Origin of the sequence: Actinomadura geliboluensis (genome assembly GCF_005889745.1) — a bacterium.
In the GTDB taxonomy this organism is placed as follows: Bacteria; Actinomycetota; Actinomycetes; order Streptosporangiales; family Streptosporangiaceae; genus Spirillospora; species Spirillospora geliboluensis.
In genome coordinates, this window is sequence record NZ_VCKZ01000238.1 from 1 (window position 1) to 14427 (window position 14427).

The window sequence follows — 14427 nt, forward strand, 5'->3', positions numbered from 1 at the left end:
GTGCCGGAGGGCTCGGTGCGCGCGGTCGGCTCGGCGGCGGGTTGGGTGCTCATCGGGCGCTCGCTCCCGTCACAGGGGATCCGTCCGGCACCGGATCGCCGGCGTCGAACAGGCCGGCGACGCGCGCGACGCTGCGGGCGGCCCGCCGGCCGGTGGTGGCCGTGCCGAGCACGAGGACGGCGGCGGCGCATCCGGTCAGGATCCAGTATGCCGGGCGGGCCGCGGCGGTGAAGGCGGCCGCGCCGGGCGCGCCGGCCGTCCCGGCGGCGAGCACCGCGCCGATCACCGCGACGCCGAGGGCCTGCCCGACCTGCCGGCTGGTGGAGGCGACCGCGGCGGCGACGCCGGCCTGGGCGCGCGGCATCCCGGACACGGCCGTGTTGGTGATCGGCGAGTTCACCATCCCGAACCCGATGCCGAACAGGACGTAGGACGCGAACAGGGTGGCGTCATGGGTCTCGGCGTCGAACGCGGCGAACAGCAGCGCGCTCGCCAGCATCGCCGCACCGGCGAGCTGCAGCGGCAGCCGAGGGCCGCGGCTCCCGACGAGCCGCCCCGACAGCGGGCCGCACACGGCGGTCATCGCGGCCATCGGCAGCAGGTACAGCCCGGCGTGCAGCGCCGACAGCCCCCGGATGTTCTGCAGGTACAGGGTGTTGAGGAACAGGAACCCGCCGAGCGCCGCGAACCCGCTGATGGCGATGAGCGTCGCGCCGGAGAACGGGACGCTGCGGAAGAAGCGCAGGTCGATCAGCGGTTCGGGGGCGCGCAGCGCGTGCACGGCGAACCCGGCGAGGGACGCGGCGGCCAGCAGCGCGGCGCCGAGGACGGCGGGGTCGGCCGGGCCGCGGCCCGGCGCCTCGATGATCGCGTAGGTGAGCGTCCCGAGCAGGACGATCAGGTAGCCCTGGCCGAGCGGGTCGGCGCGGCGCGGCCGCGGGGCGCGCGACTCGGGGACGAACAGCGCGGTGAGCGCGAGCGCGGCGAGCCCGATCGGCACGTTCAGCCAGAAGATCGACCGCCAGCCGACGGAGTCGACGAGCAGCCCGCCGACGAGCGGGCCCATCGCCATGCTGAGCCCGACGACGCCGCCCCAGACGCCGATGGCGCGGGCCCGCTCGCGCGGCTCGGTGAACACGTTCGTGATGATCGACATGGCGACCGGGTTGAGCATCGACCCGCCGACCGCCTGCACGACGCGGGCGCCGACGAGCCAGCCGAGGGACGGCGCGAGGCTGCACAGCACCGACCCGGCGACGAACAGCGCGAGCCCGGTCTGGAAGACGCGCCGCCGCCCGATCCGGTCGGCGGTCGAGCCGGCCAGGATCAGCAGCGAGGCGAGGACGATCAGGTAGGCGTCGATCGTCCACTGCAGGCCGGACAGGGAGCTGCCGAAGTCCTGCTGGAGCGTGGGCAGCGCAACGTTGAGGATGGTGTTGTCGAGGCTGACGATGAGCAGGCTCATGCAGCAGATGGCCAGCACGAGGAGCCTGCGGCGGTGGCTCAGCTCGGGCACCGGCACTCCACTCGTTGTAGGCATATAACGGTTATAAGCCTACAACGATCCTCGCGTGCCGGTCCCGCGCCGGTTCAGTGCCGGTTCAGTGCCGGTTCAGTGCAGGGCGGGCACCCGGGTGCGCGCGGCCGGGACGACGAGCGGCGTCCCGGTCTCCGGGCAGTCGATCACCCGGCACGGCAGCCGGAACACCTCCTCGACCAGCTCGGACGTGACGACCGCGGCGGGGGCGCCCTCGGCGACGATCCGGCCCTCCCGCATGGCGATCATGTGGGTGGCGTAGCGGGCGGCGTGGTTCAGGTCGTGCAGCACCGCGACCACCGTGCGGCCCTCCTCGTGCAGCCGCGCGCACAGGTCGAGGACCTCGATCTGGTGCGCGATGTCGAGGTAGGTCGTCGGCTCGTCCAGCAGGAGCAGCGGGGTCTGCTGGGCGAGCGCCATCGCGATCCAGACGCGCTGCCGCTGCCCGCCCGACAGCTCGTCCACGGGCCGGGCCGCGAGGTCCTGGACGCCGGTCGCGGCCATCGACTCGGCGACGACCCGCTCGTCCTCCCGGGACCACTGCCGCAGCAGGCTCTGGTGCGGGTACCGGCCGCGCGACACCAGGTCGGCGACCGTGATGCCCTCCGGCGCGATGGACGACTGCGGCAGCAGCCCGAGCGTGCGGGCGAGCCTCTTGGCGGGCCAGCCGGAGATCGGCCGGCCGTCCAGCACGACCGTCCCGGCGGCCGGCTTCAGGATCCGGGCGAGCGCCCGCAGCAGCGTCGACTTGCCGCACGCGTTCGGGCCGACGATGACGGTGAACGACCCGTCCGGCACGGCCACGTCGAGGTTCTCGGTGATGGTGCGCTTGTCGTAGGCGAGGGTGAGTCCCGTGCCGGTGAGCCGCGCGTTCGCGTCCTTCATTCAGATCCGTCCCGTCTTGCGTTCGGTCACCAGGAGCCAGACCAGGTACCCGCCGCCGAGGAGCCCGGTCACCACGCCGACCGGGAGCTGGTGCCCCGGGAAGGCGCGCTGCGCGACCCAGTCGGCGGCGACCAGCAGCGCCGCCCCCATGCACGTCGCGGGCAGCAGGTTGGGGCCGGTCGTGCGGGTGAGGCGCCGGGCGAGCTGCGGCGCGGTCAGCGCGACGAACGCGACCGGCCCGGCCGCCGCCGCGGCGAGCGAGATGAGCAGCACGGCCGCCGCCAGCATGATCAGCCGGACCCGCTCGATGGGGACGCCGAGGCCGTGCGCGGCGTCGTCGCCCATCTCCAGCATCCGCAGCGCCCGCCCGCAGCCGACGAGGACGAGCGGCCCGAGGACGGCGAGCCCGGCGATCGCCGGCGCCGCGTCCGCCCAGTCGCGGCCGTCCAGGCTGCCGGTCAGCCACAGCACGGCGCGCGCGGCCTCGGTGATGTCCGCCTCGGTGAGCAGGTAGCCGTTCACGCCGGTGAGGATCGCCGCGACGCCGATGCCGACGAGGATGAGCCGCTGGCCGTGCGCACCGCGCCGGCCCGCCGCCGCCCACACGACCAGCCCGGTGAGCAGCCCGCCGCCGGCCGCGCCCGCCGCGACCGCGAGGGTGCCGCCGCCGGTCAGCACGATCACCGCGAGCACGCCGCTCGCCGCGCCCTGGGTGAAGCCGAGGATGTCGGGGCTGCCGAGCGGGTTGCGGGTCAGCGACTGGAAGATCGCGCCGCCCAGGCCGAGCGCGGCGCCGACGGCGAGCGCCGCCGCCACCCGCGGCAGCCGGATCTGGTTGACGATCAGCGAGTCGGCGGGGGTGCCCTGGCCGAACAGGGTCGCGACGACGTCGGCGGGGCTCATCGGGAAGTCGCCGCTGCCGATGAGCAGCACCCCGGCGCCGAGCGCCACGGCGAGGCAGAGCACCGCGACGGCGAACGCGCGCGGGTGGAACCGGAACGACACGCCGCCCGGCGTCCGGACGACCGCTGCGCGGGGTGCGCGGCTCACGACGCCACCGCCTTCCCGAACGGCCGCCTCACGAAGTAGAGGAAGACGGGCCCGCCCGCGACGACCATCACGATGCCGACCTGCAGCTCCGACGGCCGGACGACGACGCGGCCGAGGACGTCCGCCGCCAGCATCAGCGCGGGTGACAGGAGCGCGCAGAACGGCAGCAGCCGCCGCAGGTCCGGGCCGGTCAGCGAGCGGACGAGGTGCGGCACCATCAGCCCGACGAAGATGATCGGCCCGCAGGCGGCCGTCGCCGCGCCGCACAGCAGCGTGACGGCGACGATCGCGACGACGCGGGCGCGGCCGGGGTCGGCGCCGAGCGCGCGGGCCGCGTCCTCGCCCATCGCCATCGCGTTGAGCGGGCGGGCGAGCAGCAGCGCGAGCACCAGCCCGACCAGGACGAACGGGGCGACGCGGACGACCGTGTACTGCTGCGCGGCGGCGAGGGAGCCGACCGTCCAGAAGCGCATCCGGTCGAGGGACGCGGTGTCCAGCAGCTGCACGGCGTTGACGTAGGAGAACAGCGCGGCGTTCAGCGCGGACCCGGCGAGCGCGAGCCGGGCGGGCGTGGCGCCGCGCCCGCCGCCGACCGCGTAGAGCAGCACGGCGACCGCGCCGGCGCCCGCGAACGCGAACCACACGAAGCCGGTGAACGAGGTGATGCCGAGGAACGAGATGGCGGTGACGACGGCGGCGGACGCGCCCGCGTTGATGCCGAGGATGCCGGGGTCGGCGAGCGGGTTGCGGGTGAGCGCCTGCATCACCGCGCCGGCGAGCCCGAGCGCCGTCCCGGCGAGCAGGCCGAGCAGGGTGCGCGGGAGGCGCATGTCGTGGACGACCGTGTAGGCGGCCGAGCCGGGGTCGAACAGCCCGTCCCACGCCTCCGCGAGCGACAGCGGCTTGGCGCCGACCGCGAGGCTCAGCACGGCGGTCGTGAGCAGGAGCAGCACCGCGGCGAGGAGCCCGGCGGCCAGCCGCGAGCGGTGCGGCGGATCGGCCGGCCGCTCGGTGAGCAGCGGCGGCGGCGTGGTCGACAGCACCTGCGGGCCCCCTCTGGACAAGATCTTAGGTTAGGTTAACCTAAGTCTTGATCGGCCCACTATCCGATCACTGTAGTTGATTCTTGGAGATCGCCCGAAATGTCGAATACCGGTGCCCGCCACCTCACCCGCCGCGGCTTCCTCGGAGCCGGCGGCGCCGTCGCCCTCGGGGCCCTGATCAGCGCCTGCGGCGGCGACGACGGCGCGGGCGGCACCGCCTCCCCCGGCGGTGCCTGGACGTTCACCGACGACCGCGGCACGAAGGTGGACCTCAAGAACCGCCCGCAGCGCGTCGTCGGCTACGTCGCGACCGCCGCCGCCCTCTACGACTTCGGCATCGACAAGCAGCTCGTCGGCGTGTTCGGCCCGACGAAGCTCAAGGACGGCAAGCCCGACCCGCAGGCCGGGAACCTGCCCGTCGACCGGCTGGAGATCATCGGCAACGCGTACGGCGAGTTCAACATCGAGAAGTACGCCGCGCTCCGCCCCGAGCTGCTCGTCGACAACATGTTCATCCCGGGCGACCTCTTCTACGTCCCCGAGGAGAGCAAGGACAAGATCTACGCGCTGGCGCCGAGCGTCGCCGTCGCGGCCGGGTCCGTCCCGCTGCCGAAGCCGATCGAGCGGACCGCCGCCCTCGCCGCCGCGCTCGGCGCCGACCTGAAGGCCGCGAAGGTCACCGCCGCCAAGGACCGGTTCGAGAAGGCCGCCGAGGCGGTGCGCGCGGCGGCCGAGGCCAAGCCCGGCCTGAAGGTGCTCGCCGCGTCCGCGAGCCCCGACCTGTTCTACGCCTCCAGCCCGAACAAGAACACCGACCTCATCTACTACAAGGAGCTCGGCGTCGACCTGATCCTCCCGGACAAGCTGGGCGCCGACGACTACTTCGAGAACCTGAGCTGGGAGAACGCCGACAAGTACAAGGCGGACCTCATCCTGCTCGACTCCCGGACGCAGGCGCTCCAGCCCAAGGACCTCGGCTCCAAGCCGTCCTGGCAGGAACTGCCCGCGGTGAAGGCCGGCCAGGTCATCCCGTGGCAGCCGGAGCCCCGCTTCTCCTACGAGGGCTGCGCGCCGCTCCTCGAAGCGGTCGCCGCGGCCCTGCAGTCCGCGAAGAAGCTCGGCTGAAAGGCGGCACGATGACGACTCCGGCCCACCCCTACGCCTTCTTCGACGTGCACGTGGTCCGGTCCGTGCGGCTCGGACCGTCCATGGCGCGGATCACCTTCGGCGGCGCGTCCCTCGACGGCTTCGCGACCGGCGGCCGCGACCAGCGGTTCAAGCTGTTCCTGCCGCACCCGCACCAGGACGCCCCCGTCATGCCGGAGAACAGCGACGGCGCCACCTGGTTCGCCGACTGGCGGGCGCTGGACCCGGCCGAGCGCGGCATCATGCGCTCCTACACCGTCCGCGAGTTCCGGCCCGGTGAGCTGGACGTCGACTTCGCCCTGCACATGGACGGCGCGTCCGGCCCCGCGGGCCGGTGGGCGGCGAAGGCCGCCCCCGGCGACCGCGTCACGATCCTCGGCCCGACCGGCCCCGACAACGGCGGCTTCGACTTCCGGCCGCCGCCGGGCGCGCCGGTCATCATCGCGGGCGACCTGACCGCGCTGCCCGCCGTCGCGGGCAACCTCGCCTGGCTGCCCGCCGGGACGCCCGCCCAGGTCTGGGTGGACGTCCCGCACCCCGAGGACCGGCAGGACATGCCCACCGCCGCCGACGCGGAGGTCACCTGGGTCTCCCCCGGCGGCCTGCTGGACGCCGTCCGCGACGCGAAGATCCCGGACGGCGCCTACGCGTGGATCGCGGGCGAGTCCGCCGTGGTGAAGGCGCTGCGCCGGCACCTGGTGAACGAGCGCGGCATGGACCGCCGCGCCGTCACGTTCACCGGCTACTGGCGCCGCGGCGCCTCCGAGGAGGACCTCCTCGCCGAATACGAGGCCGGCGGCAGCCCCGCCACCGAGGAGTAGGCCGGCGCGGAAGCGGGACGCGGCGGGTCAGCGCAGGTCGAACCCGCCGCTCTTCGCCCGCCGCGCGAACGCGCGCCATTCCGCGGACGCGAAGACGAAATGGGTCAGGGGGCGGGGATGAGGCCTTGCTGGAGGGCGGTCATGACGGCGGCGGTGCGGTCGGAGACGCCGAGTTTGGTGAAGATGCGCAGCAAGTGGGTTTTCACCGTCGCCTGGCCGATGTAGAGGCGCTCGCCGATCTGGGCGTTGGTGAGGCCCTCCGCGACGAGCGCGAGCACCTCCGCCTCGCGCGCCGACAGGACGGGCGGCGCGGGGGTCTGGTCCACCACCGCGAGGCGTGCCGACACCTCGGGGGACAGGACGCGGCGGCCCGCCGCGGCGTCCCGCACGGCGGCGGCGAGGTCGGCGCGCGAGGCGTCCTTCAGCAGGTAGCCCGCCGCGCCCGCCTCGATCGCCCGGACGATGTCGGCGTCGTCCTGGAACGTCGTCAGCACCAGGATCCGGTGGCCGGGCAGCCGCTCGATCGCGCTCGCGCCGTCGCCGGACGGCATCCGCAGGTCCATCAGCACGACGTCCGGCCGGACGCGGGGCACCAGCGCGACGGCCTCGTCCCCGGACGCGGCCTCCCCCGCCACCTCGATGTCCGGCTCGGCGGCGAGCATCCCGCGCAGCCCCTCCCGGACGATCGGGTGGTCGTCGACGATCATCACGCGGAGCACGGCACCGCCACCTCGATCCGGGTCCCGCCGGTGGTGGCGGCGACGGCGAACGTCCCGCCGGCGCGCTCGACCCGGGTCCGCATGCCGCGCAGGCCGAAGCCGCGCTCGACCTCGCCGGGCGCGAACCCGCGCCCGTCGTCGGCGACGGCCAGCCGCACCGGGTCGCCGTAGTCCAGTTCCACCCGCACCGAGCCGGCGGCGGCGTGCTTGCGGACGTTCGCGAGCGCCTCCTGCGTCACCCGGAGCAGCACGACCTCGACGGCGTCCAGCGGCCGGGGCTCGCCCGTCACGGCCAGGTCGACGGGCAGGTCGAAGTCGCGGGCCAGCCGGCGCAGCGCCTCCACCAGCGAGCCGCCGTCCAGCGCGGGCGGCGCGAGCGCGGCGACGAGGCCGCGCGTCTCGGCGAGGTTCTCGCGCGCGGTCCGCAGCGCCAGCTCCACGTGCCGGTTCGGCCCGACCTCGGCCTCCGCCGCCTGCAGCAGCATCGTGATCGAGGTGAAGCCCTGCGCGATCGTGTCGTGGATGTCGCGGGAGAGCCGCTCCCGCTCGGCGAGCATCCCCGCCTCGCGGGACACCTCCGCCAGCTCGCCCCGCGTCCGGTCGAGCTCCTCGATGAGCCGCAGCCGCTCGGCGTTCTGGTGGCCGAGGCGCCCGATGAACACCGCGAGCAGCAGGCTGCACGCGAGGCCCGCCGCCACGACCACCGCCGTCATCGCCGTGCTCGCCCCGGACTCCGCCAGCCCCAGCCCGACCGGGCCGGAGAACAGCACGAGCATCAGCGCGAACCCGCGCGCCGCCCCGTACATCATGTAGACCTGCGGCGCCAGCGCCGCGAGGCCCGTCGCCGTCACCGGCGCCAGCAGCGTCGCGGGCACGAACATGCAGACCAGCGCGACGGCGTAGATTTTGCAGCCGGGCCGCGGCACCTCCTGCGACCGCAGCGCCGCCCTCCCGATCGCCGCGTACGCCACGCTCAGCAGGACGAGCAGCGCGATCGCCGCGGCCCGCCGCCCGGGCGGCAGCTCGTCGGCGGCGGTCGCGGCCACGGTCCCGACCAGCACCATCGCGAAGTAGGCGTCCCAGAGCGGGTAGGAGCGGCGCCAGACGTTCTCCGCCCGCGCCACGGGCTCCCCGGCCTCGTCCACCCGCACCCCTTTTGTCCACCGACCGGTGGATACTACTGCTCTCCAGGTCGCGGCAGGCTCGTGGCCATGAACAAGAACACCGTCCGGCGGGCCCTCTTCACCCTCACCGTCCTCTACGGCCTCGTGATCGCGCTGCTGTCCGCGCTGGACGTCCCGGCGGTCGGCGTCGTCGCGTCCCTGGGCGCCGTCCTGATCGGCCTCGGCTGGGGCTGCTCCGGCATGGTCGCCCGCCGCGACCCGCAGAGCTGAACCTTCACGGGACGCCCAGCGGGGGCGGGTGTCCCCGGTCAGGTCGCGCGGCCGGTCTCGTCCAGGGCGAGGGTCGCGGGGTCGATGACGCCGGCGCGGTAGGCCGCGCCGGCGATCGTCTGCGCGGTGACCGGGGCGGTGATCAGTTGGAAGACGGCGACGAGCAGCAGCGGCGCGGCGGCCGTGACCGAGTCGGCCCGCGGCGCGACACCGGCGAGCACGAGCAGCAGCCCGATCGTCTGCGGCTTCGTCGCGGCGTGCAGCCGGGTGAGCAGGTCGGGGAAGCGGAGCATGCCGAGCGCGCCGACCGCGCAGAACGCCGCGCCGGCGAGCAGCAGGACGGCGGAGACGGCGGTGGTCATGCCCGCTCCCCCCGCTCCCGGCGCTCCGCCCGCGCCGCCGCGAGATGGGCGGCGCTGACCGACCCCACGAACCCCATCAGCGCGATCACCACGAGGATCGTGGCGTTCGCGGATTCCTTGTGCACCGCGGTGTGCACGGCGATGCCGCTCACCAGCAGCACGGCCAGGACGTCCAGCGCCATGATGCGGTCGAACGTGGACGGGCCCCGGACGAGCCGCACGGCCGTCAGCAGGAACGCGGCGCCCAGCAGCGCCAGCGCCGCGTCGTAGACGATGCTCATCGGTCCTCCCTGGTGGAGACGTCTTCTTCGGCCGCGTCCTCGGACGTCCTGAGGGCGCGCATGAGCCGGTGCTCGGTGCGGAGCACGCCCTTCCGCGCGGCGTCCGCCTCCTTCCGCGAGCCGGCGGGCATGGCGTGGATGCGCAGCAGGTGCCGGTCCCAGTCGAGGTCGACCAGCAGCGTGCCGGGGCGCAGCGAGATGCTCGTCGTGACGGCCAGCAGGATGAGCTCGGAGCGCGTCCGGGCGTTCACCTCGACGATGGCGCCCCGCACGGCGCGCGGCCGGTAGAGGGCGTGGCGGGCGATGACCAGGCTGGAGACGAGCAGGTCCCAGGCGAACTCCGCGAGCGCCACGGCGAGCCACAGCGGCCGGATCCGCTTGATGGTGGGCACGGCCGGCAGCCGGCTCACCAGGTAGACGGCGAGGACGACGACGGCGCCGCCGGCCACGATGAGCGGGTCGGCCCGCCCCCACAGCAGCAGCCACACCGCGAACAGCCACCCGGCCATGCCCAGCCGGGAGACGAGGCGGCGCGCGCGCGTGCTCACGGCCGGCCCCCGTCCAGGACGGCGTGCCGGTAAGCGCTGGTGTCGACGAGGTCGCCGGCGGCGTGCCGGCTCCAGGCGGCGAGCGGGCCCGCGAACACCGCGATGAGGAGCCCCGCGACCACCAGGACGGCGGTCACCGACTTCATGAGCCGCGCACCGCCCTTCGTGTAGGACGCGTCGGGCGGCGGCGGTTCGTCCGCCTCGTCCGGGCGGGGGCGCCAGAACCCGAGCGTCCAGATCCGGCTCATCGCCATGAGGGTGAGGACGCTGCCCAGCACGGCCACGCCCGTGACGGCGTACGCCAGGAGGCTCCCGGAGCCGACACCGGCCTGGAACAGGGCGAGCTTCGCGACGAACCCGGAGGTCGGCGGGACGCCGCTGACGCTCATCGCGGGGATGAAGAACAGCACGGCGATGAACGCGGACAGGCCCGCCAGCCCGCCGAGCCTGTGCAGCGACGTCTCTCCCGTGTGCCCCTGGATGAGGTCGCTCACCAGGAACAGCGTCGCCTGCACGACGATGTGGTGGACGAGGTACAGGATCGCGCCGGTGAGGCCCGCGACGTCGAACAGGGCGAGCCCGAACAGCATGTAGCCGATGTGCCCGACGAGGACGAACGAGAACACCCGGTGGATGTCGTCGTGCGTCAGCGCGCCGAGGGTGCCGACGAGGATCGTCGCGGCGGCGAGGACGAGCATCGGCCAGGACGCCCGCTCGCGGGGGAACACCAGCGTCTCCACGCGGATGAGCGCGTACACGGCGGCCTTGGTCAGCAGCGCCGCGAACACCGCGGTCACCTTGGTGAGCGCCACCGGGTAGCTGTCGGGCAGCCACAGGTGCATCGGCACGATCGCGCCCTTGATGCCGAACACCACCAGGAACAGCAGCGCGAGCGCGGTGCGGGTGGCGCCGGGCAGGTCCGGGGTCCGCGTGGCCAGGTCGGCGAGGTTCACCGTGCCGGTCGCCGCGTAGGTGAGGCCGAGCGCGGTGAGGAAGAGGATCGAGGACGTGAGGCTGACGACCGTGTAGGTCATCCCGGCCCGCACCCGCTCCCCGGTCGGGGTCAGCGTCATGAGGACGTAGCTCGACGCGAGCATGACCTCGAACCCGACGAAGAGGTTGAACAGGTCCCCGGCGAGGAAGACGAGGCTGACCCCGGCGGTCAGCGTGAGGTAGGCGGGGTAGAACACGCCGGGCTCGTCCCCGCCGAGTCCGCCGGCGCCCTCCCCCACGGCGTGCAGCATGATCGCCAGCAGCACGGTCGCGGACACCGCGAGCAGCAGCGCCGACAGCCGGTCGGCGACGAGAGTGATGCCGAGCGGCGCCGCCCACCCGCCCAGCTGGACGGCGAGGATCCCGTCCCGCGCCACGGCCGCGACCAGCCCGGCGCAGGCGGCGACGCCGCCGGCGGCGAAGAGCGGGGCGAGGATCCGCAGCCAGGTGCTCCGGCGGCGGGCCAGCACCGCCAGCGCCGCGCCGAGCAGCGGCAGCGCGAACGGCAGCGGGACGAGGACGTTCACGCGCCGTCCTCCGGTCCCGGGTTCTCCTGCTCCAGCGGGGTGCCGCCGGGGGCCTCGCCGCGGCGGCGCCGCTCGGTGCAGATCCGGCGGTCCTCGACGTCGTCGGGGACCTCGTCGCCGCCGCGCAGCTGCCGGCTCCGGTAGGCCATGGCCAGCAGGAACGCGGTGACGCCGAAGGTGATGACGATCGCGGTCAGCGCCATCGCCTGCGGGAGCGGGTCGGCGGGACCGTCCGGGCCCTTCGCGCCGAGCAGCGGCGGCGTCCCGGCGGGCCCGCCGGCGAGCAGCAGCAGGAGGTTGGCGCCGTGGCCGAGCAGGCTGAAGCCGATCACGATCCGGATGAGGGACCGCTGCATCAGCAGGTCGAACCCGGTCGCGAACAGCACCGCGACGACCACCACGAGCAGGATGCCGGGCCCGGTCACGACGGCTCCCCCTCCGGCTCTTGGTCCAGCTCCTCGTCCGGATCCTCCAGGCTCGCCCCGAGCGTGCTGAGGATCGTCAGCACCAGCCCGAGCACCAGCAGGTAGACGCCCGCGTCGAAGAACAGGCTGGTGGGGAGCTCGACGTGCCCGAGCACCGGCACCGTCCCCCCGAGGTGCACCGACCGCAGGAACTCCCCGCCGGACGCCCAGCCGCCCGCGCCCGCCGCGACCGCGATGCCGAGCCCGCCGCCGAGCAGCAGGGCGGGGCGGACGGGCAGCGCGGCGGCGAGCTCGCGCCGCCCGCCCGGCAGGTAGCGCAGCACGAACGCCATGCCCGCCACCAGGCCGCCGACGAACCCGCCGCCCGGACGGCCGTGCCCGGCGAAGAACAGGTACACCGAGAACACCAGGACCGTCGGGGCCAGCAGCCGCGCCGCCGCCTCCAGCACCACCGAGGACCCGCCGAGCGGGGGCCGGCCGGGCGTGGCGAGCCAGCGGCTCCGCTGCTCCCGCGCCGGACCGGGCGGCCGCGCGCCCGGCCCGGTCAGCACCAGGCTCGCGACGCCCATCCCGGTCGCGGCCAGCACGGCGATCTCGCCCAGGGTGTCGAGCGCGCGCAGGTCGACCAGGATCAGGTTCACCACGTTCTTCACGTGCTCCTGCACCGCGAGCCGCGTGTAGCCGGGGCCGACCGGCGGCGCGCTCCGGCTCAGCGACGCCGCCACCAGGAACAGCGCGACGAACCCGCCCATGCACAGGCTGATGACTCCGGTCGCGAGGCGCGCGGACCGCTTGCGCAGGTAGGGCGGGAACCGCTCCGGGAGGCGCCGCAGCACCAGCACGAGCATGAGCAGCGTCAACGTCTCCACGACCACGAGGGTGAGCGCGAGGTCGGGCGCGCCGTGCAGGACGAACAGCCCAGCCATGCCGTATCCCACGCCCGACAGCAGCACCACCGCCGACAGCCGGCCGCGCGCCCACCGCGCCGCGACCGCGCACGCGATCACGACCATCGCCAGCACGAGTTGCGCCGGGTCGGCCCAGGCCCGCGGCCAGCCCGCCGGCGGGTCCGGACCGGTGCCGCGGACGAGCCCGGCCACGAGCACCGAGCCCGGCACGAGCAGCACCATCACCGCGATCACGCCCAGGTACGCCGGGAGCGACCCGGTCTGCAGCCGCCGCGTCACCGCGTGCGCGCCGCTCATGGTCCCCCCGATGACGGCGTCGTAGGCGCGCTGGGCGTCGGGGTGCCACCACCGCGTGGCCCTGCCGGGGAACGTCCGCCCGAACGCCGCGTACAGGCCGGCGCCGACCACGAGCGCGACCGCCGACATCGCGATCGGCACCCCGAGCCCGTGCCACAGCGACAGCTCGTAGCCGGGTCCCGGCAGCGTCTCGGCGTACGGCCCGATCAGCGCCTGCATCGTTCCCGGGACGAGCCCGGCGGCGAACCCCGCCGCGGCCAGCAGCACGACCGGCACGACCAGGCCCCAGGGATCGGCCGGCTCCTCCTCCGTCCCGCCGGAGAAGGCGCCGTGCAGGAACCGCACCCCGTACGCCACGGTCAGCGCCGACCCCGCGACCACGCCCGCGAGGACGGCGAGGTCCAGGCCGCCGTGCGCGAACGCCTTGAAGGCCACCTCCTTCGCCACGAAGCCGAGGAACGGCGGGATCCCGATCATGGACGCGACCGCCGCCGTCGCCGCGACCGCCAGCACCGGCAGCCGCCGCCCGGCGCCCGACAGCCGGTCCGCGCGCCGCGTCCCGGTGCGGTGCTCGACGGCGCCGACCGCCAGGAACAGCGGCGCCTTGAACAGCCCGTGGGCGAGCAGCAGCGCCGCACCGGCGAGGGCCGCCGTCCGCGACCCGTCGCCGAGCAGCACCATGAGGAAGCCGAGCTGGCTGATCGTCCCGTACGCGAGGAGCCGTTTGAGATCGTCCTGCCGTAGCGCGACGACGCCGCCGACCAGCAGGCTCAGCAGCCCCACGGCCAGCACCAGCGGCCGCCACGGGTCGACCCCGGCGAAGCCCGGCGCGAGCCGCGCCACCAGGTAGACGCCCGCCTTCACCATCGCCGCCGCGTGCAGGTAGGCGCTCACCGGCGTCGGCGCGACCATCGCGGCCGGCAGCCAGGCGTGCAGCGGTACCTGCGCGGACTTGGCGAACGCGCCGAGGAGCACCAGCACCGCGCCCACCTGCGCGGGGGTCCCGCCCGGCGGGTCCGCGACCAGCGCCGAGATCCGGTAGGTGCCCGCGGCCTGCCCCAGCACCACGAACCCGACGAGCATGACCAGCCCGAACGCCGTGGTGGTCAGCAGCGCCTGGGTGGCGGCCCGCCGGTCGGCGGTCCGGTCCGGCCGCGTGTGCCCGATGAGGATGAACGAGCTGACGGTGGTGAGCTCCCAGAACACGTACAGGACGAGCAGGTTGTCGGCGAGCACCAGCCCCGTCATCGCCCCCGCGAACGCCACCAGCGTCCCGGTCATCAGCCGCTGGCCGGGCCCGAAGTACCAGCCCGAGTAGCAGAGCACCACCGCGCCGACCCCGCCCACCAGCACCAGCATCACCACGGACAGCGCGTCCAGCCGGAGATCGATCGCCAGCCCCAGGTCGGACGCCCACCCGACGTTCGCCGTGACGACGTCACCGGCCCGTGCCAGCGCCCACCCCGCCGTCACCGCCGGAAGCACCGCGGC

The 14427-nt window shown here is 74.7% G+C and carries 15 protein-coding genes; 3 read left to right on the forward strand and 12 right to left on the reverse strand.

Features of this window, described 5'->3' with window-relative positions; all coding sequences use genetic code 11:
- Positions 1-49 precede the first annotated feature (49 nt).
- The 4 genes from ETD96_RS27695 to ETD96_RS27710 form a co-directional block, all read right to left on the reverse strand.
- Positions 50-1516 carry an MFS transporter gene (locus tag ETD96_RS27695; protein ID WP_138639430.1) on the reverse strand — a complete coding sequence of 489 codons (1467 nt, stop codon included), beginning with the start codon at positions 1514-1516 and terminating at the stop codon, positions 50-52.
- Between the two features lie 96 nt (positions 1517-1612).
- Positions 1613-2422: an ABC transporter ATP-binding protein gene (locus ETD96_RS27700; protein WP_138639431.1), complete on the reverse strand. Its 810-nt coding sequence runs from the start codon at positions 2420-2422 to the stop codon at positions 1613-1615.
- Entirely contained in the window at positions 2423-3472 is a 1050-nt protein-coding gene (locus ETD96_RS27705; RefSeq protein WP_138639432.1) for a FecCD family ABC transporter permease, read from the reverse strand.
- On the reverse strand, positions 3469-4536 hold the full coding sequence (locus ETD96_RS27710; RefSeq protein WP_240808277.1) for a FecCD family ABC transporter permease: 1068 nt from the start codon (positions 4534-4536) through the stop codon (positions 3469-3471). The genes ETD96_RS27705 and ETD96_RS27710 overlap by 4 nt, the downstream gene beginning before the upstream one ends.
- 78 nt (positions 4537-4614) lie before the next feature.
- On the opposite strand from ETD96_RS27710, the gene ETD96_RS27715 reads away from it, so the two are divergent.
- Together ETD96_RS27715 and ETD96_RS27720 are read left to right on the forward strand one after the other, a co-directional pair.
- Positions 4615-5640 (forward strand): ABC transporter substrate-binding protein, encoded by a 1026-nt coding sequence (locus ETD96_RS27715; RefSeq protein WP_138639433.1) that lies wholly within the window; start codon positions 4615-4617, stop codon positions 5638-5640.
- Positions 5641-5651: 11 nt separating this feature from the next.
- A complete protein-coding gene (locus ETD96_RS27720) occupies positions 5652-6482 on the forward strand; it encodes a siderophore-interacting protein (protein ID WP_138639434.1) in 831 nt (276 codons plus the stop codon).
- A gap of 104 nt (positions 6483-6586) precedes the next feature.
- Here ETD96_RS27720 and ETD96_RS27725 read toward each other — a convergent pair whose 3' ends face one another.
- Both ETD96_RS27725 and ETD96_RS27730 read right to left on the reverse strand, forming a co-directional pair.
- Entirely contained in the window at positions 6587-7201 is a 615-nt protein-coding gene (locus tag ETD96_RS27725) for a response regulator transcription factor (RefSeq protein ID WP_138639435.1), read from the reverse strand.
- On the reverse strand, positions 7189-8346 hold the full coding sequence (locus ETD96_RS27730; protein ID WP_138639436.1) for a sensor histidine kinase: 1158 nt from the start codon (positions 8344-8346) through the stop codon (positions 7189-7191). The genes ETD96_RS27725 and ETD96_RS27730 overlap by 13 nt, the downstream gene beginning before the upstream one ends.
- A 66-nt stretch (positions 8347-8412) precedes the next feature.
- Here ETD96_RS27730 and ETD96_RS27735 point away from each other — a divergent pair, with 66 nt between their 5' ends.
- On the forward strand, positions 8413-8595 hold the full coding sequence (locus tag ETD96_RS27735) for a hypothetical protein (RefSeq protein ID WP_138639437.1): 183 nt from the start codon (positions 8413-8415) through the stop codon (positions 8593-8595).
- Between the two features lie 38 nt (positions 8596-8633).
- Here the strand turns inward: ETD96_RS27735 and mnhG are convergent, their stop codons facing one another.
- From mnhG to mbhE, 6 genes are all read right to left on the reverse strand, one after another.
- Entirely contained in the window at positions 8634-8957 is a 324-nt protein-coding gene (gene mnhG / locus ETD96_RS27740) for a monovalent cation/H(+) antiporter subunit G (protein ID WP_138639438.1), read from the reverse strand.
- Complete coding sequence (locus ETD96_RS27745; RefSeq protein WP_138639439.1) at positions 8954-9238, reverse strand: MrpF/PhaF family protein; 285 nt, start codon at positions 9236-9238, stop codon at positions 8954-8956. The genes mnhG and ETD96_RS27745 overlap by 4 nt, the downstream gene beginning before the upstream one ends.
- Entirely contained in the window at positions 9235-9786 is a 552-nt protein-coding gene (locus ETD96_RS27750) for a Na+/H+ antiporter subunit E (RefSeq protein WP_138639440.1), read from the reverse strand. Before ETD96_RS27750 ends, ETD96_RS27745 begins: the two co-directional genes overlap by 4 nt.
- Positions 9783-11306, reverse strand: coding sequence for a Na+/H+ antiporter subunit D (locus tag ETD96_RS27755; protein WP_138639441.1), 1524 nt, complete (start codon positions 11304-11306; stop codon positions 9783-9785). Before ETD96_RS27755 ends, ETD96_RS27750 begins: the two co-directional genes overlap by 4 nt.
- Positions 11303-11731, reverse strand: a complete 429-nt coding sequence (locus ETD96_RS27760) for a Na(+)/H(+) antiporter subunit C (protein WP_138639442.1) — start codon at positions 11729-11731, stop codon at positions 11303-11305. Before ETD96_RS27760 ends, ETD96_RS27755 begins: the two co-directional genes overlap by 4 nt.
- A partial coding sequence (mbhE, locus tag ETD96_RS27765; protein ID WP_138639443.1) for a hydrogen gas-evolving membrane-bound hydrogenase subunit E occupies positions 11728-14427 on the reverse strand: 2700 nt, incomplete at its 5' end. The genes ETD96_RS27760 and mbhE, both read right to left, overlap by 4 nt.

Excerpts from the sequence above, each read along its gene's own strand:
- ETD96_RS27745 (WP_138639439.1), bottom strand. The coding sequence starts at position 9,238 with ATGAGCATCGTCTACGACGCGGCGCTGGCGCTGCTGGGCGCCGCGTTC.
- ETD96_RS27700 (WP_138639431.1), bottom strand. The coding sequence starts at position 2,422 with ATGAAGGACGCGAACGCGCGGCTCACCGGCACGGGACTCACCCTCGCC.
- mnhG (WP_138639438.1), bottom strand. The coding sequence starts at position 8,957 with ATGACCACCGCCGTCTCCGCCGTCCTGCTGCTCGCCGGCGCGGCGTTC.
- ETD96_RS27735 (WP_138639437.1), top strand. The coding sequence starts at position 8,413 with ATGAACAAGAACACCGTCCGGCGGGCCCTCTTCACCCTCACCGTCCTC.
- ETD96_RS27715 (WP_138639433.1), top strand. The coding sequence starts at position 4,615 with ATGTCGAATACCGGTGCCCGCCACCTCACCCGCCGCGGCTTCCTCGGA.
- ETD96_RS27720 (WP_138639434.1), top strand. The coding sequence starts at position 5,652 with ATGACGACTCCGGCCCACCCCTACGCCTTCTTCGACGTGCACGTGGTC.